Annotated in this window: 23 protein-coding genes; 15 read left to right on the forward strand and 8 right to left on the reverse strand. The window is 35.0% G+C overall.

The window, feature by feature from the left end:
* Positions 1-45 precede the first annotated feature (45 nt).
* From HCN53_RS02270 to HCN53_RS02290, 5 genes are all read left to right on the forward strand, one after another.
* The gene (locus HCN53_RS02270) at positions 46-603 is read left to right on the forward strand and encodes a DUF4920 domain-containing protein (RefSeq protein ID WP_167341882.1); all 558 of its coding nucleotides are present in this window, start codon (positions 46-48) and stop codon (positions 601-603) included.
* Positions 603-1,268 carry a tRNA (5-methylaminomethyl-2-thiouridine)(34)-methyltransferase MnmD gene (gene mnmD / locus HCN53_RS02275; protein ID WP_167341883.1) on the forward strand — a complete coding sequence of 222 codons (666 nt, stop codon included), beginning with the start codon at positions 603-605 and terminating at the stop codon, positions 1,266-1,268. Before HCN53_RS02270 ends, mnmD begins: the two co-directional genes overlap by 1 nt.
* Positions 1,269-1,310: 42 nt before the next feature.
* Entirely contained in the window at positions 1,311-2,804 is a 1,494-nt protein-coding gene (locus HCN53_RS02280) for an aminoacyl-histidine dipeptidase (RefSeq protein WP_167341884.1), read from the forward strand.
* The gene (locus HCN53_RS02285; protein ID WP_167341885.1) at positions 2,785-3,417 is read left to right on the forward strand and encodes a DUF4304 domain-containing protein; all 633 of its coding nucleotides are present in this window, start codon (positions 2,785-2,787) and stop codon (positions 3,415-3,417) included. Before HCN53_RS02280 ends, HCN53_RS02285 begins: the two co-directional genes overlap by 20 nt.
* Positions 3,418-3,615: 198 nt before the next feature.
* Positions 3,616-6,051: a zinc-dependent metalloprotease gene (locus tag HCN53_RS02290; protein ID WP_167341886.1), complete on the forward strand. Its 2,436-nt coding sequence runs from the start codon at positions 3,616-3,618 to the stop codon at positions 6,049-6,051.
* Between the two features lie 64 nt (positions 6,052-6,115).
* On the opposite strand, the gene HCN53_RS02295 is transcribed toward HCN53_RS02290, so the two are convergent.
* A complete protein-coding gene (locus tag HCN53_RS02295) occupies positions 6,116-7,018 on the reverse strand; it encodes an aldo/keto reductase family oxidoreductase (RefSeq protein ID WP_167341887.1) in 903 nt (300 codons plus the stop codon).
* Between the two features lie 126 nt (positions 7,019-7,144).
* On the opposite strand from HCN53_RS02295, the gene HCN53_RS02300 reads away from it, so the two are divergent.
* The 4 genes from HCN53_RS02300 (at position 7,145) to HCN53_RS02315 (ending at position 12,237) form a co-directional block, all read left to right on the forward strand.
* Positions 7,145-8,581 carry an NADP-dependent isocitrate dehydrogenase gene (locus HCN53_RS02300; protein WP_167341888.1) on the forward strand — a complete coding sequence of 479 codons (1,437 nt, stop codon included), beginning with the start codon at positions 7,145-7,147 and terminating at the stop codon, positions 8,579-8,581.
* Positions 8,582-8,652: 71 nt separating this feature from the next.
* Positions 8,653-9,216, forward strand: a complete 564-nt coding sequence (locus tag HCN53_RS02305; RefSeq protein WP_308736866.1) for a nitroreductase — start codon at positions 8,653-8,655, stop codon at positions 9,214-9,216.
* Positions 9,217-9,416: 200 nt separating this feature from the next.
* Positions 9,417-9,776 carry a BlaI/MecI/CopY family transcriptional regulator gene (locus HCN53_RS02310; protein WP_042278647.1) on the forward strand — a complete coding sequence of 120 codons (360 nt, stop codon included), beginning with the start codon at positions 9,417-9,419 and terminating at the stop codon, positions 9,774-9,776.
* Between the two features lies 1 nt (position 9,777).
* The gene (locus HCN53_RS02315; RefSeq protein ID WP_167341889.1) at positions 9,778-12,237 is read left to right on the forward strand and encodes a M56 family metallopeptidase; all 2,460 of its coding nucleotides are present in this window, start codon (positions 9,778-9,780) and stop codon (positions 12,235-12,237) included.
* Between the two features lie 119 nt (positions 12,238-12,356).
* Here HCN53_RS02315 and HCN53_RS02320 read toward each other — a convergent pair whose 3' ends face one another.
* On the reverse strand, positions 12,357-13,415 hold the full coding sequence (locus HCN53_RS02320) for a 3-oxoacyl-ACP synthase III family protein (protein WP_167341890.1): 1,059 nt from the start codon (positions 13,413-13,415) through the stop codon (positions 12,357-12,359).
* Positions 13,416-13,708: 293 nt separating this feature from the next.
* Between HCN53_RS02320 and HCN53_RS02325 the strand changes: the two genes are divergently transcribed.
* From HCN53_RS02325 to HCN53_RS02340, 4 genes are all read left to right on the forward strand, one after another.
* A complete protein-coding gene (locus HCN53_RS02325; protein WP_060522609.1) occupies positions 13,709-14,086 on the forward strand; it encodes a hypothetical protein in 378 nt (125 codons plus the stop codon).
* A gap of 177 nt (positions 14,087-14,263) precedes the next feature.
* Positions 14,264-15,064 carry an MbnP family protein gene (locus tag HCN53_RS02330; protein WP_167341891.1) on the forward strand — a complete coding sequence of 267 codons (801 nt, stop codon included), beginning with the start codon at positions 14,264-14,266 and terminating at the stop codon, positions 15,062-15,064.
* 81 nt (positions 15,065-15,145) lie between these two features.
* Complete coding sequence (locus HCN53_RS02335) at positions 15,146-16,186, forward strand: cytochrome-c peroxidase (RefSeq protein WP_167341892.1); 1,041 nt, start codon at positions 15,146-15,148, stop codon at positions 16,184-16,186.
* Positions 16,164-17,252, forward strand: coding sequence for a hypothetical protein (locus HCN53_RS02340; protein WP_167341893.1), 1,089 nt, complete (start codon positions 16,164-16,166; stop codon positions 17,250-17,252). Before HCN53_RS02335 ends, HCN53_RS02340 begins: the two co-directional genes overlap by 23 nt.
* A 74-nt stretch (positions 17,253-17,326) precedes the next feature.
* Here HCN53_RS02340 and gcvP read toward each other — a convergent pair whose 3' ends face one another.
* A complete protein-coding gene (gene gcvP, locus HCN53_RS02345; protein WP_167343231.1) occupies positions 17,327-20,164 on the reverse strand; it encodes an aminomethyl-transferring glycine dehydrogenase in 2,838 nt (945 codons plus the stop codon).
* 405 nt (positions 20,165-20,569) lie between these two features.
* On the opposite strand from gcvP, the gene HCN53_RS02350 reads away from it, so the two are divergent.
* A complete protein-coding gene (locus tag HCN53_RS02350) occupies positions 20,570-21,172 on the forward strand; it encodes a hypothetical protein (protein ID WP_167341894.1) in 603 nt (200 codons plus the stop codon).
* Here the strand turns inward: HCN53_RS02350 and HCN53_RS02355 are convergent.
* The 5 genes from HCN53_RS02355 to purE form a co-directional block, all read right to left on the reverse strand.
* Positions 21,169-21,420, reverse strand: a complete 252-nt coding sequence (locus tag HCN53_RS02355; RefSeq protein ID WP_042278654.1) for a hypothetical protein — start codon at positions 21,418-21,420, stop codon at positions 21,169-21,171. The two genes, HCN53_RS02350 and HCN53_RS02355, sit on opposite strands and share 4 nt — an antisense overlap.
* A gap of 6 nt (positions 21,421-21,426) precedes the next feature.
* A complete protein-coding gene (locus HCN53_RS02360) occupies positions 21,427-21,990 on the reverse strand; it encodes a sigma-70 family RNA polymerase sigma factor (protein ID WP_042278655.1) in 564 nt (187 codons plus the stop codon).
* Between the two features lie 8 nt (positions 21,991-21,998).
* Positions 21,999-24,047, reverse strand: coding sequence for a M3 family metallopeptidase (locus tag HCN53_RS02365; protein ID WP_167341895.1), 2,049 nt, complete (start codon positions 24,045-24,047; stop codon positions 21,999-22,001).
* Positions 24,048-24,113: 66 nt separating this feature from the next.
* On the reverse strand, positions 24,114-24,353 hold the full coding sequence (locus HCN53_RS02370) for a hypothetical protein (RefSeq protein ID WP_167341896.1): 240 nt from the start codon (positions 24,351-24,353) through the stop codon (positions 24,114-24,116).
* A complete protein-coding gene (purE, locus tag HCN53_RS02375) occupies positions 24,346-24,837 on the reverse strand; it encodes a 5-(carboxyamino)imidazole ribonucleotide mutase (RefSeq protein ID WP_167341897.1) in 492 nt (163 codons plus the stop codon). Before purE ends, HCN53_RS02370 begins: the two co-directional genes overlap by 8 nt.
* A 152-nt stretch (positions 24,838-24,989) precedes the next feature.
* On the opposite strand from purE, the gene msrB reads away from it, so the two are divergent.
* Positions 24,990-25,523, forward strand: a complete 534-nt coding sequence (msrB, locus tag HCN53_RS02380) for a peptide-methionine (R)-S-oxide reductase MsrB (RefSeq protein ID WP_167341898.1) — start codon at positions 24,990-24,992, stop codon at positions 25,521-25,523.
* The last annotated feature ends 4 nt before the right edge of the window (positions 25,524-25,527 follow it).

Genomic DNA, 25,527 nt, shown 5'->3' on the forward strand with positions numbered 1-25,527 from the left:
GAATAAATCCCAACGAATTACTAATTTTGTGGAAAATATAAACAAATGAAAACCTATTTACCTTTATTTTTTATCATTTTCTCAATAATCGGGTGTAAAGAAACTCAAAAAGAAACTGACATGCCTGCAGTAAATGATGAACAAGTTGAAGAAATGGCTTATATGAGCTATGGATCAAAAATAACTGCAGAAAATGCTATTTCAACAGCAGAATTATTCGAGAAATATCAAACCTTAACTGACTCAGACACAATCCAAGTAAAGGTGAAAAGTGAGATTCTTGATGTATGTCCAAAAAAAGGATGTTGGGTCAAAATGGCAGTTGGTAGCGATACAACACGTGTGATGTTTAAGGACTATGGATTTTTTCTACCTAAAAACGGTAAAGGAAAAGAAGTGGTATTTCAAGGTAAAGTATATAAATCAATCACTGACGTAGAAACTCTTCGTCACTATGCAGAAGATGCTGGAAAATCTCAAGAGGAAATAGAAAAGATCAATGAACCTGAAACAAGCTATACTTTTATAGCTGATGGTGCTCTTGTGGAAGAGTTTGAAAACCCAGATGTTGAAATGCCTGCAGAAGAAAGCGCAAGCGAATAATGAAAAGAGAAATCATGATCACTGGCGATGGTTCCAAAACCATTCACATGCCAGATCTTAACGAGCAATATCATTCTAAACATGGCGCCTTGCAAGAGGCGCTTCATGTTTTTATAAAGATGGGTTTACAGCCTTTACAAGAGTCATTACAATCTGATAAAGGCAGCGTTAATATTCTAGAATATGGTTTTGGTACCGGTCTTAATGCTATTTTAACCAAGCAACATGCGAGTACTACTAGAATTCGTTATACCGCAATGGAAGCATACCCAGTAAATGCCGATGAGGTCCTAGCTATGGATTATGGAAGCTTACTTAAAGATCAAATTTTTTATGAAGCATTGCATGAGATGGATTGGGAGATTGATAAGCAGTTAACCTCTACATTTAGTATAATTAAAAAGCAAATGAAATTTGAAGAGGTCAAATTCGATAACCAGTTTGATCTTATATATTTTGATGCTTTTGGACCTAGAACACAACCAGAACTTTGGACCATACCCATTTTTCAAAAAGCGTTTGATAGTCTAAAAAATGGTGGTGTACTCACTACTTATTGTGCTCAAGGTCAGGCTAGACGCAATATGCAAGAAGTTGGTTTTAACGTAGAACGTCTTCCTGGTCCACCAGGTAAAAGAGAAATGTTGCGAGCGACAAAATTATAGGTAATTTAAAAGACTAGCCTGTCTAGTCACTATTAAAAAGATATGAGTAACGAAGTAAGAAATCAAGAACCTAAGTCACTTTGGAATCACTTTGCCGATTTGAACGCAGTTCCTAGACCTTCTAAAAAAGAGGAACGTGTAAGAGCCTTTATGGTGAAATTCGGTAATGAATTAAATCTACAAGTTATAGAGGACGCTGTAGGTAATGTAATTATAAAAAAGCCTGCAACTGCAGGAATGGAGAACCGTAAAAGTGTGATTTTACAATCTCATCTAGATATGGTACACCAAAAAAACAACGACACTCAATTTGATTTTGATACCCAAGGTATTGAAATGATTGTCGATGGTGATATTATTAAGGCAAATGGAACAACTCTAGGTGCCGACAATGGAATAGGCGTGGCTGCAATCATGGCTGTTTTATCCTCAACTGATATTGAGCATCCAGCGATTGAAGCTTTGTTTACAATTGATGAGGAAACAGGTATGACCGGTGCCAAAGAATTGGATAAAAATATTCTTAAATCAACTATACTTCTAAACCTAGATACTGAAGAAGATGATGAAATTGATATAGGATGTGCTGGTGGAGTAGATATCACTGGTAAAAAACAGTACGATACTATTAATCCAGAAGATACTTATTCTACGGTCACGATTACTGTGAAAGGTCTTAACGGTGGCCACAGCGGTATGGATATCATTAAAGGTTTAGGTAACGCAAATAAAATGGCTACCAGACTATTGGATGCGCTACAAAAGAAATCAGATATTCATATTGTTTCTATTCAAGGTGGTAGTTTGAGAAATGCTATTCCACGTGAGGCTGTTGTAGAATTACGCTTTCGCGAAAGCGAACTGCAGCACATGCAATCTACCTTTGAGAAATGCAAGCAAGCCATAATAAATGAGTATAAATCCTTAGAAGAAAATTTAAATATTTCGTGGGAATTGACGAATTCTAGTTTAGGTCATCTTGATGCTTCTAACAGTCGTGAGGTAATACACGTTTTACTAGGAATTCATAATGGTGTTTACAGAATGAGTCCAGATATTGAAGGTCTTGTAGAAACTTCAAACAACTTGGCTCGAGTAAAATTACATGATGGACAATTGGAGATAGCTTGTTTAACTAGATCATCTGTTGAAAGTTCCAAAACAGATCTAGCATCTTCAATAAGTGCTGTAATGCAGTTAGCTGGAATCAGTGTTGAATTATCTGGTGACTATCCTGGTTGGGAACCAAATCGCGATAGCGCAATTTTAAAAATTGCGGAAAATAAGTATAAGGAACTATTCAATGAACCTCCTAGAGTAGTCGCTTGTCATGCAGGATTAGAATGTGGAATTTTAGGTGAACGTTATCCAGGTTTGGACATGATATCTTTTGGTCCAAATATTAGAGGCGCTCACAGTCCAGATGAACACGTTGAGATTTCTAGCGTTCAAAAATTTTGGGATTTTTACTTGGAAATCCTCAAAAATGTTCCAATGTTACCTGCAATTACAAAAAATGAAATCAACAGAATTTAAAAAAATTGTAACAAAAGAAATTGCTCCATTTTTAAGAGAAAACAAATGGAAAGGAAGCGGTTTTGACTATAATAAACAAACTGAAAATATTGTTAAAGCAATAAAGTTTCAACCAAATAGATATGGTGGAGAGTTTTGTATTGATTTAGGTGTACATTTTGATTTCATTCCTATCGCAAACAAGGTAATGAATAAGTTAAGAGCGTGGGATATGGAAATCAGAACAAGATTAACTCCAAATAATGAAAGTGATTATTGGTGGAGTTTTCCAAAAAACGAAACGGATCAAATAAGACTATTTACAGAAATTAAAGAACTTATAAACAATAAAGGGAATACTTTCTTTGATAAATATACTAATTGGGAAAATACTATTTTGAAATTTACTTCAGATGATATTACAAGTGGAAATACAAAAGAATATTTTAATATAACTTCACTGAGGACAGCATTAATGTTAGCAAAGATGAATGTTCATAAAGAAAATTGGACTAATGCAATCGAATTATCAAACTTTGGTTTGTCTGAAATTAAAGGAAGAAATGGTTCTGCTCTAATTCCCGAATTTGAAGAAATAATAAAAAAAGCTGGTAACAATATATTTAAAAAATAGGCGAGATAGTAATGAAATCAAGACTTTCAGCTTATCCAACTTTGTGTTTAACCAAAAGTTTAGTTCTTCGAAATCGCCCACTTTTTATATACTAACCGAAATAAAAGAGCACCTACAGCTATATGAATACTTTAAGTAGGTTTTAAGAAGGATTATTAATGCCAGGTTTTATTTTGCTTGGCATTAATAATTACTTACATGAAAATCAGTACTAAAATTCTTTCTATTTTTTTGGTTTTAGGAATTGTTGCTTGTTCTGCACCAAAAAAGGTGAGTTCCAAAGCAACAAAATCCGAAGCATCAAATAAAACCAGCTCAAAGTTTAAACCTTATAGCAAACTTATAACGGGTAAAACTAAAACAGACGACGGTCTTTTTAAAGTTCATCAAAATGAAGATGAATATCTTTATGAGTTACCAGATTCCCTATTAGGTAAAGATATGTTATGGGTTACCCGTATTGCACAAATACCTGCAAATTTGGGTGGTGGATATTTAAATGCTGGTAGTAAAACTAACCAACAATTAGTTTCATGGGAGCGATTTAAGGATAAAATATTACTTAAAGTCAAATCTTATGATGCCGTTACATTAGACTCTACAGCGGCTATATCCAATAGTGTTAAGGTTAATAATTATGAACCTATTATGTACGCTTTTGATATAGAAGCTATTAATGCCGATTCTACGGGTGTAGTAATTGATGTTACCAAATTTTTAAGCAACGATATACCTGCAATAAGTGGTTTGAATTCCAGACTACGCAAACAGTATAAGGTAAGAAGTCTGGATAAATCACGCAGTTTCATTAATCGTGTGTCTGCTTATCCTTTGAATGTTGAGGTTGTGCAGGATATGACTTATACGGCTAGCGACGCACCTTCAAATTCATCTGTAGGATCCATAAGTTTACAGATGAATCAATCTATGATATTGTTACCTGAAAAACCTATGACACCTAGATTGTATGATCCTAGAGTTGGTTTCTTCACGGTTAATCAAATTGATTATAGCTCTCCTAAATTAAAAGCCGATGAAAAAACATATATAAGAAGATGGAGGCTAGAGCCTAAAGATCCTGAAGCATATGCAAGAGGTGAATTGGTAGAGCCTGTAAAACCAATTGTTTACTACCTTGATCCTGGTACCCCAGAATCTTTGAAGAAATACATAAAACAAGGTATTGAAGACTGGCAGAAACCATTTGAAACTGCAGGGTTTAAAAATGCTATCATAGCAAAGGAGGCTCCTAGCATAGAAGAAGATCCTGAGTTTAGTCCAGAAGATATAAGATATTCTGTGGTTAGATACGTGGCAAGTACTACTCGTAATGCTGTAGGTCCTAGTGTGAGCGATCCTCGTAGTGGTGAAATTATTGAAAGTGATATTATCTGGTATCATAACCATTTAAGATCTTATAGAAACCGTTATTTACTGGAAACAGGTGCGGCAAATCCTAGCGCAAGAACATTAGATACACCAGCTGAAGAAATAGGTGAGATGATGAGACAAGTAATTGCCCATGAGGTAGGTCATGCGTTAGGATTTCCACACAATATGGCGGCGAGTTATGCTTATGATGTCGAAAGTTATAGAGACGGAGACTTTACACAAGCAAATGGAATTGCGGCAAGTCTTATGGATTATGCCCGTTATAATTACATTGCTCAACCTGGAGACAAAAACATAAGATTTGTACGCCAAATGGGTCCTTACGATCATTATGCTGTCAATTGGGGTTATAGAGTAATCCCTAACTCCAATACTCCAGAAGATGAAAAAGAGGTACTGAATCAATGGATTTTAGAAAAAGCAAATGATCCTAAATATAAATTCGGAAGACAAAGCAGTCGTTTTGATCCTCAATCTCAAACTGAAGCTATTGGTAATAATCCTGTAAAGGCAAGTAGTTATGGAGTTGAAAACTTAAAAATTGTTGCCAAAAACTTACCACAGTGGACTTCCAATGACACTAATAATTACGACGATTTAGATGAATTGTATAGAGAACTTTTAGGTGTGTTTTCTAGATATGTAGGTCACGTTGTTACAAATGTTGGTGGCGTTTATGAAAATCTAAAAACTCCTTCTCAAGATGGTACTGTTTATGAACCTGTAGATTCAAAAACACAAGAACAGTCAGTACAGTGGTTGATTGAAAATGTGTTTGAAACACCAGAGTGGTTAGTTCGACCTGAGATTCTTAAAAATATAAATGAATCAGGATATACAGATAGAGTGAGATCATTACAATCTAGATATCTGTCAAGCCTACTGTCTTACGATCGCTTGGGTAGAATGATTGATGCAAAAGCAATGGATGATAGTGCCTACTCTGTAGTGGAGTTGATGCAAGATTTGAACAATGGGATATTTAAAAATATACAACCAGATGTATATGAACGTAACTTGCAAAAAGCCTATGTAGATCGTTTAATTGAGCTTATGACAAATGAAAAACCTCGTGCCAGCTTTAATGTTACCCAAAGCGATGTACCTTCAATTGTAAGAGGTCAACTTAATGAAATTAAAAAGATAGCAAGAAGGAATAATGCGCGTACTTCAAATAAGGTGGTAAGTTTTCACTATGAAGATTTAATTGCCAGAATTGAGAGAACGCTCGATCCAAAGTAAGAATAATAGAACAGCAATAGTAAGAACCTACCTGATGGTGCTCATCAGGTAGGTTTATTTTTTTTTACGGTACATCGTCTCCCAAAGAAGCAACGTAAATTTTAAACCACTGCTCTAGGGATAATTTAACTTTTTTACTTTCTACCGCACTTTGTAAACGTTCGTATTTACCAGTTCCTATAACTGGGATAATTTGAGAAGGATGTGCTAGAATCCATGCAAAAATAACTTGATCAAAGGGTATGTTTCCTAGCTCTGTACTTACTTCTTGGATTGCATTAAGAACTCGTTTTCCTTTATCAGTTTCAGGATGTAGTAAAGATCCACCAGCTAATGGAGACCAAGCCATAGGACGTATTCCAGCACTGGTCAAATAATCAATATTCTCATTTTCAAAATGCTCGAGGGCATAAGGAGATATTTCAATTTGATTTGTAATTAAGGGTTCTTCACAATATTCTTGTAAGCTTTTAAACTGATTAAGTGTAAAATTAGAAACCCCAAAGTACTTTACTTTACCATCTTTTTTTAATTGGCTAAATGTTTCTGCAACTTCAGCATGATCAAAAAAGGGAGATGGCCTGTGTAATAATAGAGCATCGATATAATCGGTCTTCAAATTTTTTAAGGAAGTCTCTACTTGATTAATAATATACTTTTTTGAATAGTCGTAATACTTCACTTGACGATTAGGAAATTTATCGGACCTAAGTTTTATACCACACTTAGTCACAAGCTGCATTTTGTGCCGTATTGATGGGTCTAGAGATATGGCTCGGGAAAATATTTCTTCACATTCATAATTACCATAAATATCAGCATGGTCCATGGTAGTAACACCTAGGTCCACTGCTTGCTTAATATAGGTAAGCAGTTCCTGATTAGGTAAATTCCAGTCGCCTAATCTCCACATTCCCAAAGCAAATTGGGACAATGGGTAATACGATTTATTCTCACTCAATGACATATTCTATTTTTTGCAAAGATGGATATTGTAAGTAGATAAACACATAAATAAAAATTATATTAGTCATTAAAAACATAAATAAAAATATATGAGAACTATTTGCAACCTTTGTACAAACAAAAATTCATGAAAACAATTTCAATAGCAAAAGGTGATGGAATAGGTCCAGAAATTATGAATGCTACATTGGCTATCATAAAGGCATCCGGTGCCGCAGTTAAATTTGAAGAAGTACAATTAGGTAAAGAAGTATACTTATCAGGTAACACATCTGGAATTACTCCTGAAGCTTGGGAAAGTATACGACGTAACAGGGTTTTACTCAAAGCACCTATCACTACACCTCAAGGTGGTGGTTACAAAAGTTTGAACGTAACTATGAGAAAAACTTTGGGACTTTATGCAAATGTAAGACCGTGTGCCAGCCTACATCCATATGTTACAACAAAACATCCTGATATGGATGTAGTTATTGTAAGAGAAAATGAAGAAGATTTATACGCAGGGATTGAACACCAACAAACTCCAGATGTTGTTCAATGTCTTAAATTAATAAGTCGCCCAGGTTGTGAAAAAATCATAAGGTACGCATTTGAGTATGCGAGATACAACAACCGTAAAAAGGTAACTTGTTTTTCAAAAGACAATATTATGAAACAAACTGATGGTTTGTTCCATAAAATATATAATGAAGTAGCACAGGAGTACCCAGATATAGAAAAAGAACATTGGATCGTTGATATAGGTGCAGCTAAGGTTGCTGATTCACCAGAGCATTTTGACGTAATAGTGATGCCTAATTTATACGGTGATATCATAAGTGATATTGCGGCACAAATTACTGGTTCTGTAGGAATGGCAGGTAGTGCCAACATAGGTGAAAGCGTAGCTATGTTTGAGGCCATTCACGGTAGTGCTCCAGATATTGCAGGGCAAAAAATTGCAAATCCTTCTGGTTTGTTGCGTGGAGCAATCATGATGCTTAATCATATAGGAGAAAATGAAGCAGCACAATCTATTCATAACGCTTGGTTACTTACCTTAGAACAAGGTATTCATACTGCAGATATATTTAAAGAGGATATAAGTAGTAGAAAAGTCAATACAGAAGAGTTTGCTCACGCAGTAATTGCTAATATGGGAAAGGAACCACAACAATTAACTAAAGTGAGGTATAATGCAAAAGAGCCGTTTAAGCTGCCTCATGTAAAGGAGCGTGCAGCTCAAAAGAAAGAGTTACTAGGTGTTGATCTGTTTGTAGATTGTGAAAATAAAAACCCTAATTTCGTAGGAGAGCTCTTGCGTAGTATTGAAAAGGAAGATGTCAAATTACAAATGATTACAAATCGTGGAGTGAAAGTATGGCCTAATGGATTTGATGAAACATTTTGTACACAACACTGGCGATGTAGATTTATGCCCGATGGTGGTAGAGCCATGACAAATCAAGAAATTGTTGCATTGCTTAATGAAGCGATTGACAAAAAGGTAGATGTAATTAAAACAGAAAATCTGTACTCATTTGATGGAGAACGAGCTTTTTCTCTAGGACAAGGACAGTAATTTAATATAGATTATACAACTTAATGCCAACAGTACTTTACATTTACTGTTGGCATTTTATATGTAATATTATGAACGAAATTATAAAAACGAGACGCAGTATTTTCCCTGCGCAATATATTGAAGGTACTATAGAGAAACAGGATCTCCTTTCTATTATAGATGCAGCAAGATGGGCTCCTAACCATCGTAAAACTGAACCATGGAGATATAAGGTTCTTACCGGTAAAGCGCTAGATAGGCTAGGTACGTACCTTGGAGATGCCTATGAAGAAACCCCAGGCCACAAGAAAATCAAGCTTAAAAAGTTAAGAGAAAATCCTAGTAAAGCTGCAGCGGTTATTTTAATTTTTATGCACAGGGATGAAAAAGAATCAGTTCCAGAATGGGAAGAAGTAGCAGCAACTTCCATGAGTGTACAAAATATGTGGTTAATGACTCATGAATTGGGTTATGGTGCCTACTGGAGTAGTCCTAAATCCTTTGTTGACATGAAGAATTTTGAAGGTATAACAACACATGAGAACGAACGATTTTTAGGTTTTTTCTACATTGGAAATTATGATAAAAAGGGGTTTGATTATAATGCAACAAGAAAAACTATAGAAGAAATAGCCACTTTTATTGATATGTAAATTTATTGAAATTCAAGTGTTTAGTTCATTGTTTAAATTATTTAAACTAGCAATTTAGTTTTATAACTATAAAAATAGTTTGAAAACTAAAAAAATAGTTATACGTTTGTAATGCGTTAAGGATAGAGTGGTGTTACCATGTAACAACGATAGCCTGACCTCGAGTGATCACTCGAGGTAACGCCCTTAAAACATCATAAATGGAAAAACTAACAGCTAAAGAAGAAGAAATTATGCAGGTTTTATGGAAGCTAGAGAAGGCTTTTGTAAAAGAAGTTGTACCACACCTGTCTGGAACCAATCATTATAATACCGTATCTACCATTGTGCGTAAACTAGAGGATAAGGGATTTGTATCTCACGAGGCCTTTGGTAAAACACACAGGTATTTCCCAATAGTTCAAAAGGAAGACTATCGCAATAAATACGTGACTACAGCGATTACCGATTATTTCAATAATTCATATAAGAATGTGGTTTCTTTCTTTGCCGATGAGAAGAAAATATCGGCCAAGGAGTTAAGAGAAATATTAAATATGATTGAATCTAAAGACAAATAGCATGGAAACACTTGTAGAATACCTTTGGAAAAGTACAGCAGTTCTAGCTGTATTCGTTTTGGGATATCACTTCATATTGAGAAAGTTAACTTTTTTTCAAGCCAACAGAGTTTTTTTACTTGTTGGAATAGTTGCTAGCATCGTTCTACCTTTTGTTGAGTTTACAGAGGTTGTATACATGGAACAATTACCTGTCACCACTACAAATAATGTGATCTATTTTTCTGATGCAGCAATGATGAATAAGGTTACTCCCGAAGTTACTACTTATAACTGGATGGAACTTTTTATTTATGCTTATCTAGCTGTCGTATTATTCTTTTTGGGTAAATTAAGTATAGAGATTATGAGCGTTCAACGACTCTTAAACGGCGGTACGAGTAGAAAGGAAGATGGAGTAGTGTTAGTATCGCTTTCGCGAAAGCTTACTGCATTTAGCTTTTTTAATAAAATAGGATTTCATATTGGTGACGAGAAGTCTGAACAGTTTGCACATATTCTAAGACACGAAAAAGTACACGCCAAGGAATGGCATAGTATAGATGTGATTATAACACATATATATTGCGCTTTATTTTGGGTCAATCCATTATCGTGGTTTTTGAAAAAACAAGTGGCTCAAAATTTAGAATTCATCGCAGATGCCAAAGCGGCTGCTGTACAAGAAGGTAATATGAGCTATGCTAGAACATTAGTTAATGCAGTAGTATTACAACAACAACCAGCGCTTGCAAATAATTTTGTAACCCCTTTTATTAAACAACGAATCATAATGTTACAAAAAGAAGCTTCAAGGAAATGGAGTGCCTATAAGTATGCTCTTATATTACCGGTAATCATTCTTTTCCTTTACAGTTTCAATACGGTTACTAAAGTTGAGTATTTAAATAGTCCAGTTGAAAAAATGATTCCTACTGAAAAGGCATCAAAAGATTATGAACCTTCAACTGCACCAGGTAACTCTAATTTACAAACAGCACAGCCTGTTATAGAAGCAATAGATCCCATATTCAGCTTAAAGGAACGAGTTAATTTAAGGATTGTAAGTTCCAGTACTCGAGAATCTCTTGAAAAACAAGCAGAAAATCTTAAAAAGAAGTACAATGTAGATCTTAAAATTAAAAAGTTCAAAAAGAAGAATGGGAAAATTATAAAACTGGCACTTTCAATTGATAACAACAAGGGTTCTGTCATTGAACAGCAATATGAAAGCACCAATGGTCTAGCCGATATCTGTATAGACGGCGTTTTTGATGACACAACAAGTGATTGGTCAATAGGTAAATGTGATGCACAAGTTTCACAAAGAATAATACAATCTGGTCCTGGAAATAAGTTTTACGCATTCAGTACTGATAGTGTAATGAAGCCTTATATCTTCAATGGAACTTTTAAAGATTCTCTGTTATTGAACGCTTTGTCTAATGTAAAAACGGTGAATCTTGATTCAATTTTTTCTCAGATTGAAATGGGAGAAAATTCGATAAAATTAGATTCTTTAATGGCAACAATGAATATCCAATTTAAAGATTTAGACAGTCTAGTAAATATGGGAAACAGCTTTCAATATGCACAACCCATAATTATTGAAGAGCTCGATATTGATATGGATACATTAAGAGTTGATGCATCCCAACCTATGACGTATGGTAGTTCATACAGATGGAATAGTGATGCTAAACCTCTTTTTATTTTAAATGGTAAAGAGGTGGAAGAAGCTAAAGTATTACGATTACATCCTAATGCCATACAAACCGTTACAGTTCTTAAAGATGGTAATGCAACAAGTAGATATGGAGATAAAGGTGCAAATGGAGTAATTGTTGTGGTTAGTAAACCAGAAGATCTTAGAACTCTTGTAGAAGAGGAAATTATAATTGATAATGATTCTACTAGATATAAAGTAAGACGTAAGGCTATAGAAAAGCGTGAGGAGTATATGCGTGAAAGAGAGCAATTAATGGAGGAAAAGCGAGCTCAATACGAGGAGCGACGAGAATTATTACGTGAAAAATCCGAAGCTAAACGAGAAGAACTAGAAAAACGCAGAGAAATTATGCGTGAAAAAGCTGTGGAGAAAAGAAAACAAGTGGAATTGTTGAGAGAAGCGAAAAGATCAGAACTAGAGGCAAGAAGACAAATCTTATTAGCCAAGAGAGATTCACTAAAGGCTGGATCACGTTATTATGAAATTGAAGAAGTGATTGATGAGAATGTTGAAAATATTTATCAAGTCAATGATCCTGAGAATAAAGATTCCCTTATCAAATTAGGAGAGATACTATCTGAAAAAGGTCATGTTTTAAATATTAAAACACATAGAGTAAGAGATGGTATTTTACGTAAATTAAAATTTGAAATTGACGGTAATCAATACACATCACAATCAGATGCTGGAATTAAACAAGTTGTATTTAAAGAGGTAAACAGTCAACTTAGAGTAAGCATAATTCAAAATTGATAGGTTATCAGAAAAATAAAAAAAGCCTGCAATAACAGGCAGGCTTTTTTTATCATAGCGTTTAATCTTTTACTAGAATTTTACAATCTTGACTTATTAAGAGTAAACTTAGTCAAGATTTAATAGCGATATACAATAGCGTTTATATTCATTCCTGCACCTACACTGGCAAACATGACCACGTCACCTTTTTCAACTTTGTGTTCTGGCATTTTATCATGGACAACAAGATCCATGACAGTAGGTACTGTAGCGACTGAGCTATTTCCAAGCTTGTGAATAATCATAGGCATGATATCTTTAGGAACTTCCATATCATAAAGTTTATAAAAACGCTGCACAATAGCTTCATCCATTTTTTCATTAGCTTGGTGAATGAAAATTTTCTTTAAATCTTTAATATCAACTCCAGCTTGATCCATTGCGGCTTTCATTCCATCTGGCACTTTTGAAAGAGCAAAATTATAGATGCGTCTTCCATACATTTTTATGTATTGTGTTTTGTCTTCTATTTCTTTATTGTAAGAAGTTTCATTAAAAATGAAATAGGTTTCTTCTTCCGTATAAGTAGCGGTAGCCTGACCTAATATACCGTGTTCATCCATGCTAGGTTCTACAATAGCGGCACCAGCACCATCAGAGTAAATCATAGAATCTCTATCGTGTGGATCAACTACCCTTGAAAGTGCTTCGGCACCGATAACAAGTACACGTTTAGCTAGTCCAGATTTTATAAAACTATCTGCTTGGCTTAAACCTAAAACCCAACCAGGACACCCAAAGAGTACATCATAAGCGACACATTGAGGATTTTTTATTCCTAACTTGTTTTTTATTCGGCTAGCCAGACTAGGAACCATATCGCTGGAACCGCCATCTGGTTTAACATCTCCGTAATTATGAGCTACGATAATAAAATCAATCTCTTCTTGGTTACAATTAGCGTCTACAATAGCATTTCTAGCAGCAATAGCGCCTATATCACTTGTAAGTTGTTCAGGTGTAAGGTAGCGTCGTTCTTCAATACCAGTAATGGCTACAAATTTTTCAATAATTACTTCATTGTCACTACCAAATGAGCTACCGTCATTATTTAAGAATTCATGATTTAAAAAGTCCTCATTTTTAGTTACTACTTCCGGAATGTAACTTCCTACTCCTGTTATTTTTGCTCTCATAAAGGCATTAATATCTTCAATTCATCGTAAAAAAAGTCATTAAACTTGTGTTTTCCTAATCTATCACTCTTAAATTTTTAAGTCTTTCTTAACTATTGAGAATATTTAAGATAATTGTAGATTATTCTATGAATAATACAATGCAATGAATAGTAATAACACTTGAAAAGGCATTTTTATGAGATTTTATACCTTCAGGATGTTTTATTAGTTAATCAACTTTAATTCAAAATTATCTTGAAATTTATCGCCTATTTTATACTTCCCATTTAAATTTGCAGCAAACATCGATCTTGAAAAATCTTATCGTTTTTTCTTTGTTATTTGCTCTTGCGGTAAGGCCTGTTTTCTACTTAGGTCAATGGACGTATTACGCAACTAATTTAGATAAGATCATAGACGAATATTGTGTTAATAAAGATCGTCCCCAACTACAGTGTGATGGAAAATGTTATTTAGCACAGCAAATGATGCTGGCAGAGGCTAACTATGAAAAGGAACAATTACAAGTAGGTGCATTAGTGGCTTTTTATCCCGTGTATTATCAACAGAACAATATTGATTTTAATTTTTCTAAAGCATTTCATTACAAGCAAGAATTGATTGTAAGTAAAGAACAGCTCTTACTATCTAGTTATAAACACGACCTGTTTAAACCACCAATCGTTTAACGGCTCTCCGTAAAAAAGCTTATGCTATTATTATTCTATTAGCATTGGCTTATATCAATTCATATAAAATCATAATTATCCGTGATCCCATTATTAATCGAGATGATGGATCACAACTAGGTTGGATATTTTGAATTATTCAAAATAATCCAATGCACCATTATACTATTAAATAAAATGAAACTAAATCATATATTTTCAACAATCGCTCTTACGTTAATTCTAACCTCATGCTCTACTGATGATGATTCTACCGGTGATCAACTAGAAGGCCAGCAAGGTGATATCACGATTAAATTTGACAATGCTGTGGGAAGCAATGACTTCCTATTTAATAACACCTACTCATTGTCAAATGGAGATACTTTTCAAGTTCAAACTCTTAAATACATCATTAGCAACATAGTGTTGTTAGATGAAAAAGGAAACGAGACTACTATTCCAGCAATAGATAATATTTTTATTGTAGATGAATCTCAAGCTAACAATGCAGGTGAATTCAACATTACACTTAATGATATTGATGCAGGAAATTACACTCAAATTAAATTTGGAATAGGTGTTGACCAAGATCGTTATACGCTAGGTGCGGCAGGTCAAGGTAATTTTTTACAACAAGCAGATGACGCTGGAATGATGTGGAGCTGGGCAACTGGATATAAGTTTATTAGATTAGACGGAACTTATACCGATTCTAATGCAGCAGACCAAGCTCTAAATATTCACATGGGTAGTGTGGGAACCTCATTAGATAATTATAGAGAAATTACATTAGACTTACCAAATACATCACGAGTACGTGAAAATAGTATTGCCGAAATTCACGTGATTGCTGATATTATGAAAATTTTTGAAGGGTCTACCACAGTTTCTTTCGCCGATGGTTACAATCAAGTGCACACAAACGAAGTAGAGACACCTATTATAGCTCAAAATTTTTCTGAAAGCTTCAGTGTACACCACGTTCATAACAATTAATAGTTCTTATAATCACTGATATTGAAACTCTTCCCTATAAAAAGAATATTCTGTATCAGTGATTTGTTCAATTTTTAAGTTATGTATAGACTTTTTACAATTACATGTATCTATTTATTGATACTAAGTTGTCAAAGTGAAGAGGACTTGGGATATGAACCTACTCCTGTAGACTTCAGTATTCCAAGTAACTTTCCTTCCATGGAATATGATTTGAATAACAATCCATTGACAGAACAAGGGATTGCGCTAGGCAAAAAGCTTTTTTTCGATGGTAGATTATCCTCTAACAACGCTATAGCTTGTGCTTTTTGTCATGAACAAGAGTTTGCTTTTACGCATCACGGTCATACACTTAGTCACGGTGTGAATGGTAATATAGGTTTTAGGAACACTCCACCATTACAAAACTTAGCTTTTCAAAAGGAGTTTGGCTGGGATGGTGCAGCAAGTCACTTAGATCTTCAACCTATTATTCCAATTACAAATCCTATTGAGATGGATGAAACTTTGGAAAATGTAATCGAAAAACTTAAAGCAGATTCTGACTATCCACATCTTTTTAAACAATCCTTTGAAGATGGTGAAATAAATTCAGCAAATATGTTGCAAGCGTTGTCACAGTTCATGCTCACTATGGTATCGTCAAATTCAATATATGACCAAGTAAAACGAGGTGAAGGACCAGTATTTAACCCATTAGAATCTCAAGGAGAACAAGTGTTTAATCAAAAGTGCGCTAGTTGTCATTCAGGAACTTTATTTACTGATCAATCCTATCGTAATAATGGTTTAAGTATCAATAGTAGACTTGACGATAAAGGAAGATTTCTTGTATTAGAAAGGCAGGAAGATCTTTATAAGTTTAAAGTGCCCAGCTTAAGAAATGTGGAAGTCACAGCACCCTACATGCACGATGGTAGATTTTCAACTTTAAAGGCGGTTTTAGACTTTTATGACACAGGTATGGTTGATACAGGCACCATAGATTCATCACTAGTAAGACCAGATAATTCTTTAGGAATTGATCTTACAGAACAAGAAAAGGAAAGTTTAATTGCTTTCTTGAAAACATTAACCGATCCAACTTTTTTAAACGATGATCAATTTTCAGAATATTAAAACCTATCTAATTTGCTCAATTGCTTTTTTATTGTGGTCTTTCAGTTACAGTCAAAATTTAAATCATATCGATATTAATTTTCAAGACAGCAAACTTATACTTAATGATTTACAAGAGTCTTTTGAATCAGACCGTGAAGAGTACCATTTAAATTCTTTTACTCGCACTGTAAAAATTGACTCACCTTCAAAATTGCTTTGTGACCTTTGTAGTTGTACAACCTCAAGTGGTAGTTCGGGATTTGGGACGTTACAAAATTTAAATTTTGTTGGCATTAGGTTCATTTACCAAAATTTTGAATCGAAAGATGGCATATTTAATAATTCTCCATCCAGTGAGGAGCAATTTTACACTTACCAAGCTTGGGCCAATATTCCCATTAGTAAGAAAATCGCATTAAATGCTGTTATTCCGTATCAGGATTTAAGTAGAAAACGAGTTAATGGAAATGAAAATATCAATGGAGTAGGAGATATCACAATAATAGGATGGTATAAACATGTGCTTTATAAACGTCCAGAAGGATATAACGTAGTCTTTGAAAACAAAGATCCATCCGGTCATCAATTCCAGTATGGGCTGGGAATTAAATTACCTACTGGTAAATTTGAAGAACAGCTTGTAGATCGTGTAAATCCAGGTTTTCAAGTAGGTACCGGTAGTACCGATTTTTTAATCAGTGTAATGCATAATTACTCTGCCAAAAAATGGGGAATAAAAACACAGGGAACCTATTATTTAAAGTCTGAAAATAAAAATGAGTATCGATTTGGAAATCAGTTAAGTGCATCGAGTAATGTGTTTTATAATATCGCTTTCGCGAAAGCGTCATTAAATCCATACCTAGGTATTTCTACAGATTTGTATGGTAGTATTAGACAATTTGATGAAGAGATTAAGGATACTAACGGTTATGTATTCAATGCAACTCTGGGAGCTGAGTTTAATTTTGATCGATTCAACTTGGGAGCGAGTTATACCTTGCCTGTGGCTCAAGAATTGTTTGCAGGAAATGTTGAATCTCAACAACGAGTAAGTATTTATTTAAATGTTTTGTGGCAATAAAGCTGAAATTTCGCAAAACAAAAAACCGAATCAATTAGAATTGATTCGGTTTTTTTATGATTGATATGAAAAGTTTACAAGTACTCTTCCATAGGAGCACAAGTACACATTAAATTTCTGTCACCATAAGCATCATCGGCGCGACGTACTGTAGGCCAGAATTTATTGTCACTTACCCATTCCAGTGGATAAGCAGCTTTTTTCCTAGTGTAAGGAAAATTCCAGTCATCACTGGTTATCATTTGTAAAGTATGCGGTGCATTTTTAAGAACATTATTAGGCTCTTCCTTAGTAGCCTCTTCAATTTCCTTTCTTATGGAAATCATAGCATCGCAAAAACGATCAATCTCTTCCTTACTTTCCGATTCTGTTGGTTCGATCATCATGGTTCCATTTACTGGGAATGACACAGTAGGAGCGTGGAAACCATAATCCATCAAACGTTTGGCGATATCAGTTACTTCTATTCCATTTTCTTTAAATGGTCTACAGTCAATGATCATTTCGTGAGCGGCACGACCTCTTTCACCTACATATAAACATTCAAAACTCCCGTCTAAACGTTCTTTGATATAATTAGCATTAACTATAGCATATTCAGTAGATCGCTTTAAACCAGCAGCACCTAGCATGCATATATAACCATAAGAAATTACACAAGCTAGCGCACTTCCATATGGCGCAGCACTAATAGGAGTAATCGCTTGATCGCCACCTGTAGGTACTACAGGATTTGTAGGTAAGAATGGTACTAGTTGCTTTGCAACACAAATAGGGCCTACACCAGGTCCACCACCACCGTGAGGTATGGCAAATGTTTTGTGTAGGTTAAGGTGACAAACATCAGCGCCTATATTTCCTGGATTAGTAAGACCTACTTGGGCATTCATGTTTGCACCATCCATATAAACCTGACCACCATTTTCATGAATGATTCCAGTTATCTCCTTAATCGCACTCTCATAAACACCGTGAGTCGATGGATAAGTAACCATAAGAGCAGACAGGTTGTCTTTATATTCAATCGCCTTGGCTCTTAAATCATCAACATCTATGTTACCATTTTCTAGTGCTTTTGTAACAACTACCTTCATTCCTGCCATAACAGCACTTGCAGGATTGGTTCCATGTGCACTAGATGGAATTAAACAAATATTACGGTGGCTATCACCACGAGACTCATGATAGGCTCTAATAGCCATAAGTCCTGCAAATTCTCCTTGCGCACCAGAATTAGGTTGTAATGAGGTACCTGCAAATCCAGTGACTTCATTCAATTGTTCCTCAAGCTTTGTCAACATTTCTAGATATCCTTGAGCCTGATCTGCAGGAACAAAAGGGTGAATATTACCCCATTGAGGATCTGAAAGAGGTAACATTTCGGCTGCTGCGTTCAATTTCATCGTACAAGAACCTAAAGAAATCATCGAGTGATTTAATGCCAGATCCTTACGCTCTAATTTTTTAATATAACGCATCAATTCAGTCTCACTGTGATAACTATTGAATACGTCATAGGTCATGAATTCGCTTTCACGTTTTACACCTACATTGTTTTGATCCAATAGATTAGTGATTACCGTTGCTTCTTTTGAGTACGCTTTCGCGAAAGCGGAAACAATATCGTTTAGATCTTTTATGGAAGTAGTCTCGTTTATAGAAACTTGAACTGTTTCTTCATCTGGATAATAGAAGTTAATTTCTAATGCCAAAGCTTGTTCGCGCACCTTGGCTGCATCAGCTTTAAAAGATAAAGTATCAAAATATTGTTCGTTTTCTTGATAAATACCTAGTTTTTCAACAGCATCGGCTAGGGTAGCAGCTGTGTTATGTACTTTACTAGCAATGTATTTTAATCCCTTAGGACCGTGGTAAACACCGTACATTCCAGCCATTACTGCTAGTAGAACCTGAGCAGTACAAATATTAGAAGTTGCTTTGTCTCTTTTAATGTGTTGCTCACGAGTTTGTAAAGCCATACGCAATGCACGCTTACCATCCATGTCGCGAGTTACACCTATAATTCTACCAGGTATTTGACGTTTATAGGTTTCCTTAGTTGCAAAATAGGCAGCATGTGGACCACCATATCCTAATGGAATACCAAAACGTTGTGTAGTACCTACTACAACATCGGCACCCCAATTACCAGGAGCTTCTAACATTACTAGTGAAAGTATGTCTGCAGCTACTGCTATTTTTATGTCATTTTCTTTACAAGCTTGGGCAAATTGAGTATAATCAACCACTTTACCACTTGCACCAGGATACTGAAGTAGTACGGCATAATAACCGTTGGACATATCCATCTCCTTAGGGTTACCTTCAACAAGCTCAATTCCTAATGGAATAGCACGTGTTTTTAATAATTCTTTGGTTTGTGGCAAGGTGTCCTCGTCAACAAAGAATTTCACCACTCCTTCTTTTTTCTGTGCGCGTTCACGAACTGCAAAAAGTAAGGTCATCGCCTCGGCGGCGGCAGTAGATTCATCTAATAACGAGGCGTTTGCTAATTCCATACCAGTAAGATCGGTGATCATGGTCTGGTAATTGAGCAATGCCTCTAGACGACCTTGTGCAATTTCTGCTTGGTAAGGTGTGTAAGCTGTATACCAACCTGGATTTTCAAGTATATTACGTTGAATTACGGCAGGTGTAATAGCGGCGTTGTATCCTAATCCGATGTAGGTCTTAAATTGTTTGTTTTTATTACCTAATTCTTGGATATGATTTAGGTACTCGTACTCGCTCATCGCTGGATCTAATTCCAGTTCTTTTTTCAATTTAATTCCATCTGGAACGGTTTGATAAATGAGCTCGTCGATTGAGGAAACACCAATGGTATCTAGCATGGTGTTAAGATCTTTCTTGCGTGGCCCAATGTGTCTAAGGGCAAAACGATCTGTATTCATAGTGCTTATGTGGTCTATGTTATTAAATAGCAACTTGTTTTTAAGGGTAGCCGCTTTATTTTTATGCAAAAGTAGTCGATTAAGTAGTTTAAACTAACAGAGGTTAGTTAATTATTACCTCTTTTTATTCACGCTTTTTAATAGGTTATTAACCACTGCTATTACCTTTGTTTTATGATGCTAATAAAAAAAGGGTTGGAGTTCTACATAAGAACGAGTTTACATGTGGCAATTTGCTTTGTAACCTTGTCTATGGTTATCACATTACCTTATCTAGAGCCTTTTGTCGATTGGCCGTTTTACATTATGCAATTTTGTCTAGTTGTCGTTAGTTATAACCTGACTAAATATTACCCATTAATATTAGCCAGAAAACCATTTAAATATCGAGGCTTTATATTAATCATGAGCTCCTTATTAATATTAATTGCTCTTAGTTTATTAGCCTTTGAAACAACGGAGTATTGGCTAATTGTGGCTTTGCTAGTACTGTTAAACTTAGTTTATGCGTTTCCTTTGCTATTCAATAAGAAAATCAGAGAGTTTGTTTATTTAAAAACTCCTGTTGTAGCAATAAGCTGGGTGATATTGTTGTTGAGTTTTTTTTGGAGCGCGCACGGATTTACAAACACTGTTCGTGATTTGAATTACATGGATTTTGAAGATCATATGTATCTTGGAATAACTCTTCTTTGCTTTATGATAGCTTACTGTATACCTTTTGAAATTAGAGATATTGAAGATGATAAAATACACCTAATCACATTACCTCAAAAAATAGGAGTTGGTTACACTAAAATTATCGGGTATCTAAGTGCCTTTTTCTTTTTTGTCTTGCAATTGATAAATCAACCCATTATTGATTCAAATACGTCTGAAATAGTAATTATTACGGTTTTATTATTGCTTTTTATTTATTTATCAGACAAAATAAAAAGCTCCTATTTTGTGAGCTTTGCCGTTGAGGGATTACCAATTATTTGGCTACTTTTAAAAGTTTGCTGTTAAAGTTTCCTTTCAATCGCATCCTTAATGCGAGAACGAATTTTAGCCTTTTCGGCTGCGGTTAATTTAATCCAGTTCAAACCGTTTAACGTTCTAGTAAACTTGCAGTTTTTTTTATTAAAGGATCTACATCTCCAGCAATGGGAGTGATGCATTTTAAGTTTAAAACGCTCTTTACTATTGAGATCATTGTATTGCTCTCGTGTACTCAACACTTCAGCATCGTTACAATTTATAAATACTCTACCCATGATAGTTTAATCGATCTTGTACCATTTTTTATTCAAACATTCCATTAACTGGACTCTGGCTCTATGAATTATCACCCATAGATTGGACGCCGTGATATCATGCTCCTTACAAATGGTTTCTGTATCCATGCGATCGATGGTTTTTTGCACAAAGATGATGGCATATCTTTCAGGCAGAGCTGCAATACATTCTTGTAACGCTTCACCTAATTCTTTTTGTTCTATATCATCCTCTACAGTAGGATTGCGTAAATCTTTTACTCGTTCTTCTAGCCAATCTCCTGTTTCATCATTGTTATCTAAATAACTCATTCTAACCTCGGCTTTCCCTTTATTAGAATTGATTTTACGATAATAATCAATGATCTTACGTTTAAGAATTGATACAAGCCAAGTGCGCTCAGTGGATTTTCCCTTGAATCTGTGCGCACTTTTAAGACCAGCCAGAAAAGTTTCGGCAACTAGATCTTGTGCCATAACAGCATCATTAACTCTTGTTATGGTGTAATTAAATAAATAGTCGCTATAACGATCTACCCACTTTTTTGGATCTAATTCTACTTCTGGCATTTAGTTTTTTATGTTTTTATAAGTCCTGCTCGTTTTAAAAGAGCGTCTGTTTTTGGTTTGCTTCCGCGAAAGCGAACATATAATTCCATAGGGTCTTCTGTTCCTCCCATGGAAAGTACATTGTCTTTAAAAAGATCTGCAACCTCTCTATTGAAAATTCCCTTTTGCTTGAAAAATTCAAAAGCATCGGCATCTAAGACCTCAGCCCATTTGTAACTGTAATATCCAGCACTATATCCTCCTTGAAAAATGTGGCTGAATGCTGTGCTCATGCAACTGCTAGGTACGTCGGGATACAAATCTGTTTTCTTAAAAGTGTTGCGCTCATGATCCTTAACATCACCTATATGTGATGGATCAATACCGTGCCAGCTCATATCTAATAATCCAAAACTGAGTTGTCGCATGGTTTGCATACCTTCTAAAAAGGTAGCTGCAGCTTTGATTTTTTCAATATACTCTTGTGGTATGACCTCGTTAGTTTCATAGTGCCTTGCAAATAGTTCAAGTGCTTCTTTTTCATAACACCAGTTTTCAAGAACTTGACTAGGTAATTCTACAAAATCCCAATGCACCGATGTTCCTGAAAGGCTACGGTATGTAGTGTTTGCAAGCATACCGTGTAGGGCATGACCAAACTCATGAAATAAGGTTGTTACCTCATTAAAAGTAAGTAAAGATGGTTTTGTACTAGTAGGTTTTGTGAAATTGCACACAATTGAAACATGTGGTCTACTATCATGTCCATTTTCTTTCCATTGACTTTTGAAACTAGTCATCCACGCTCCATTACGCTTTCCTTTTCTTGGAAAAAAGTCTGCATAGAATATGGAGTTCAATGATTTGTCTTCATTATAAACTTCATAAATCATTACATCTTTATGATAGCTGTCAATTTCTGTATTTTTCTTGAAAGTCAGTCCGAACAATTTGTTGGCAATTTCAAAAGCACCGTTTATTACGTTTTCTAATTTAAAGTAAGGTTTAAGCAACTCATCATCAAGTTCAAATCGTTGTTGCTTTAACTTTTCACTGTAGTAAGCGCTATCCCATTTTTGCAATTGATCAATAGGGAAATCCTTATGATTTTGGGCAAACTTCTGTAATTCATCAAACTCACTTTGAGCGGCAGGTTGTGCTTTTTCAAGTAATTCATTCAAAAAGTCGTTAACCTGCTCTGGCGATCCAGCCATACGTTCCTCTAAAATGAAATGAGCATGACTATCGTATCCTAATAATTGTGCTCTTTCAAACCTTAGTTGCGCAATTTGCAGTACATTTTCTTGATTATCATGATCATCTTTGTAAGCTCTAGACCCAAAAGCAAGTGACATTTCTTTGCGTAAATCCCTATCGTTTGCATAGGTCATTAATGGAATATAACTAGGATAGTCTAGTGTGAAAATATAACCTTCTTTATCACGACTGTTAGCTGTTTCTTTGGCAGCTTCTAGAGCGCTTTCTGGTAGGCCAGATAATTTTGATTCATCTGTAATATGCATTTCAAATGCATTTGTTGCTGCCAGCACATTTTCACCAAATTGTAGACTTAACTGTGCTAGCTGTGTATCAATTTCTCGTAATCGTTCTTTCTGTTTATCATCAAGCAAGGCGCCATTACGTGAAAATCGTTTATACTTTTTATCAAGAAGAGTAAGTTGTTCTGGATTTAAATTAAGCTGATCACGTTTGTTGTACACATGCTTTACACGTTCAAATAGATCTAAATTTAAGGTAACATCATTGCTAAATTTACTTAACTGTGGACTTACCTCACGAGCGATTCTTTGAATTTCATCGTTGGTTTCGGCACTATTAAGATTAAAGAAAATACTTGATATTCTGCCTAATTTTTCGCCAGCCTTATCTAGAGCTTCAATCGTATTTTCAAATGAAGGCTCATCTTTATTACTCGTAATAAGAGTAATTTCTTCTTGTGCTATTTTTATCGCTTTCGCGAAAGCGTCCTCATACAAATCCTCAGTGATAATTGAAAAAGGAGCTGTATTGAATGGTGTATTAAATTCTTGTAATAACGGATTATCACTTGTTTTCATATTGTAAAATTACTTATCAATAGTCCAAAATGGACTATAATATTGTTAAACTTTTGATTAATATAGTTAAACAAAAAAATATCCCCAACCCATTAAAACTACCATTAGAGTTCCATGAATGATCCCCAAATAGTTGTATTCCCAGTTGTGATACTGTCGATTTATTATAAATGACATGATGAAATGAATTCCACCAGCGGTCATTAATTGCCATTTAATCCATTTGGGTTGAAATCCAGCATAAACTAACCAAATAAGGGTTAGAGAGATGATTAAAATAGAAATTACTTTATAAGTTTTAGTCATATTTCATCTCACTAGCAGCACGATGAACTTTTTCTTTAAGACCTTCTTTATAGGTTATTATTCGGTCCCTTACATCGTCTTGTGTAGCACCTATTATTTGAGCCGCAAGAATTCCAGCATTTTTTGCGCCATTCAATGCTACGGTAGCTACAGGAACACCACCTGGCATTTGTAAAATAGATAAAACACTGTCCCATCCATCAATAGAATTACTTGACTTGACAGGAACACCAATAACTGGTAAAGGAGACAGACTGGCTACCATGCCCGGTAAATGAGCAGCACCACCAGCGCCAGCAATTATTACTGCTATGCCATTCTCGTGTGCAGTGGTTCCAAATTCAAACATTTTTTCAGGCGTGCGGTGTGCACTCACAACATCTACTTCAATTTCAATATTAAGTTCTTTAAGAACATCTATGGCGTCTTGCATCACAGGTAAATCACTTATAGATCCCATGATAATAGCTACTTTTTTATTCATGCTATAAAGGTACAAAACACCCTATAAAAAGAGAGAGACAACTGCTAGACATTTTTGCAATGATATCGTTATACTTTCGACATAATACTTAACAGTCTTGCAACATATTCTGGCATGTTATTGGTATAATTTTGAATCATAAATAAATAGTAATGATTAAGAGAATAGTTATTTTAGTTACCGTACTAGGTTTTTTGTCCTGTAAAAATGAAGAAGCAAAGGTCGCAATGAATGATACTACTGCTTCCACAACCGAGCAAGAAACAACCTATAAAGTTTCTAAGACTAATGAAGAATGGAAAGAAATCCTAACACCACAAGAGTACAACGTGTTACGCGAGGCTGGTACCGAAAGACCTTTTACCAGTCCTTTGAATAAACAATACAAACCAGGAACCTTAATTTGCGCAGCATGTTACGCACCTGTTTATAATAATGAGCACAAATTTGATTCTGGTACAGGATGGCCTAGTTATGATAGAGCTATTGATGGTCAGGTTGAAAGGGATACCGATTATAAAATTGGGTATGCAAGAACCGAGTTAAAATGTGCAACTTGCGGCAGTCATCTAGGTCATGAGTTTAATGACGGCCCTAGAAGAACAACTGGAAAAAGACATTGTATTAATGGTGTAGCATTGAATTTTATTCCTGAAGGTGAATCTTTACCAGAACTACGTAAATAATTAT

Origin of the sequence: Nonlabens sp. SY33080 (assembly GCF_011784885.1) — a bacterium.
GTDB lineage: Bacteria > Bacteroidota > Bacteroidia > Flavobacteriales > Flavobacteriaceae > Nonlabens > Nonlabens tegetincola.

What these genes read in the sequence shown, in the direction of transcription:
- HCN53_RS02270 (WP_167341882.1), top strand. Translation starts at nt 46, where the DNA reads ATGAAAACCTATTTACCTTTATTTTTTATCATTTTCTCAATAATCGGG.
- mnmD (WP_167341883.1), top strand. Translation starts at nt 603, where the DNA reads ATGAAAAGAGAAATCATGATCACTGGCGATGGTTCCAAAACCATTCAC.
- HCN53_RS02280 (WP_167341884.1), top strand. Translation starts at nt 1,311, where the DNA reads ATGAGTAACGAAGTAAGAAATCAAGAACCTAAGTCACTTTGGAATCAC.
- HCN53_RS02285 (WP_167341885.1), top strand. Translation starts at nt 2,785, where the DNA reads ATGAAATCAACAGAATTTAAAAAAATTGTAACAAAAGAAATTGCTCCA.
- HCN53_RS02290 (WP_167341886.1), top strand. Translation starts at nt 3,616, where the DNA reads ATGAAAATCAGTACTAAAATTCTTTCTATTTTTTTGGTTTTAGGAATT.
- HCN53_RS02295 (WP_167341887.1), bottom strand. Translation starts at nt 7,018, where the DNA reads ATGTCATTGAGTGAGAATAAATCGTATTACCCATTGTCCCAATTTGCT.
- HCN53_RS02300 (WP_167341888.1), top strand. Translation starts at nt 7,145, where the DNA reads ATGAAAACAATTTCAATAGCAAAAGGTGATGGAATAGGTCCAGAAATT.
- HCN53_RS02305 (WP_308736866.1), top strand. Translation starts at nt 8,653, where the DNA reads ATGAACGAAATTATAAAAACGAGACGCAGTATTTTCCCTGCGCAATAT.
- HCN53_RS02310 (WP_042278647.1), top strand. Translation starts at nt 9,417, where the DNA reads ATGGAAAAACTAACAGCTAAAGAAGAAGAAATTATGCAGGTTTTATGG.
- HCN53_RS02315 (WP_167341889.1), top strand. Translation starts at nt 9,778, where the DNA reads ATGGAAACACTTGTAGAATACCTTTGGAAAAGTACAGCAGTTCTAGCT.
- HCN53_RS02320 (WP_167341890.1), bottom strand. Translation starts at nt 13,415, where the DNA reads ATGAGAGCAAAAATAACAGGAGTAGGAAGTTACATTCCGGAAGTAGTA.
- HCN53_RS02330 (WP_167341891.1), top strand. Translation starts at nt 14,264, where the DNA reads ATGAAACTAAATCATATATTTTCAACAATCGCTCTTACGTTAATTCTA.
- HCN53_RS02335 (WP_167341892.1), top strand. Translation starts at nt 15,146, where the DNA reads ATGTATAGACTTTTTACAATTACATGTATCTATTTATTGATACTAAGT.
- HCN53_RS02340 (WP_167341893.1), top strand. Translation starts at nt 16,164, where the DNA reads ATGATCAATTTTCAGAATATTAAAACCTATCTAATTTGCTCAATTGCT.
- gcvP (WP_167343231.1), bottom strand. Translation starts at nt 20,164, where the DNA reads ATGAATACAGATCGTTTTGCCCTTAGACACATTGGGCCACGCAAGAAA.
- HCN53_RS02350 (WP_167341894.1), top strand. Translation starts at nt 20,570, where the DNA reads ATGAGCTCCTTATTAATATTAATTGCTCTTAGTTTATTAGCCTTTGAA.
- HCN53_RS02355 (WP_042278654.1), bottom strand. Translation starts at nt 21,420, where the DNA reads ATGGGTAGAGTATTTATAAATTGTAACGATGCTGAAGTGTTGAGTACA.
- HCN53_RS02360 (WP_042278655.1), bottom strand. Translation starts at nt 21,990, where the DNA reads ATGCCAGAAGTAGAATTAGATCCAAAAAAGTGGGTAGATCGTTATAGC.
- HCN53_RS02365 (WP_167341895.1), bottom strand. Translation starts at nt 24,047, where the DNA reads ATGAAAACAAGTGATAATCCGTTATTACAAGAATTTAATACACCATTC.
- HCN53_RS02370 (WP_167341896.1), bottom strand. Translation starts at nt 24,353, where the DNA reads ATGACTAAAACTTATAAAGTAATTTCTATTTTAATCATCTCTCTAACC.
- purE (WP_167341897.1), bottom strand. Translation starts at nt 24,837, where the DNA reads ATGAATAAAAAAGTAGCTATTATCATGGGATCTATAAGTGATTTACCT.
- msrB (WP_167341898.1), top strand. Translation starts at nt 24,990, where the DNA reads ATGATTAAGAGAATAGTTATTTTAGTTACCGTACTAGGTTTTTTGTCC.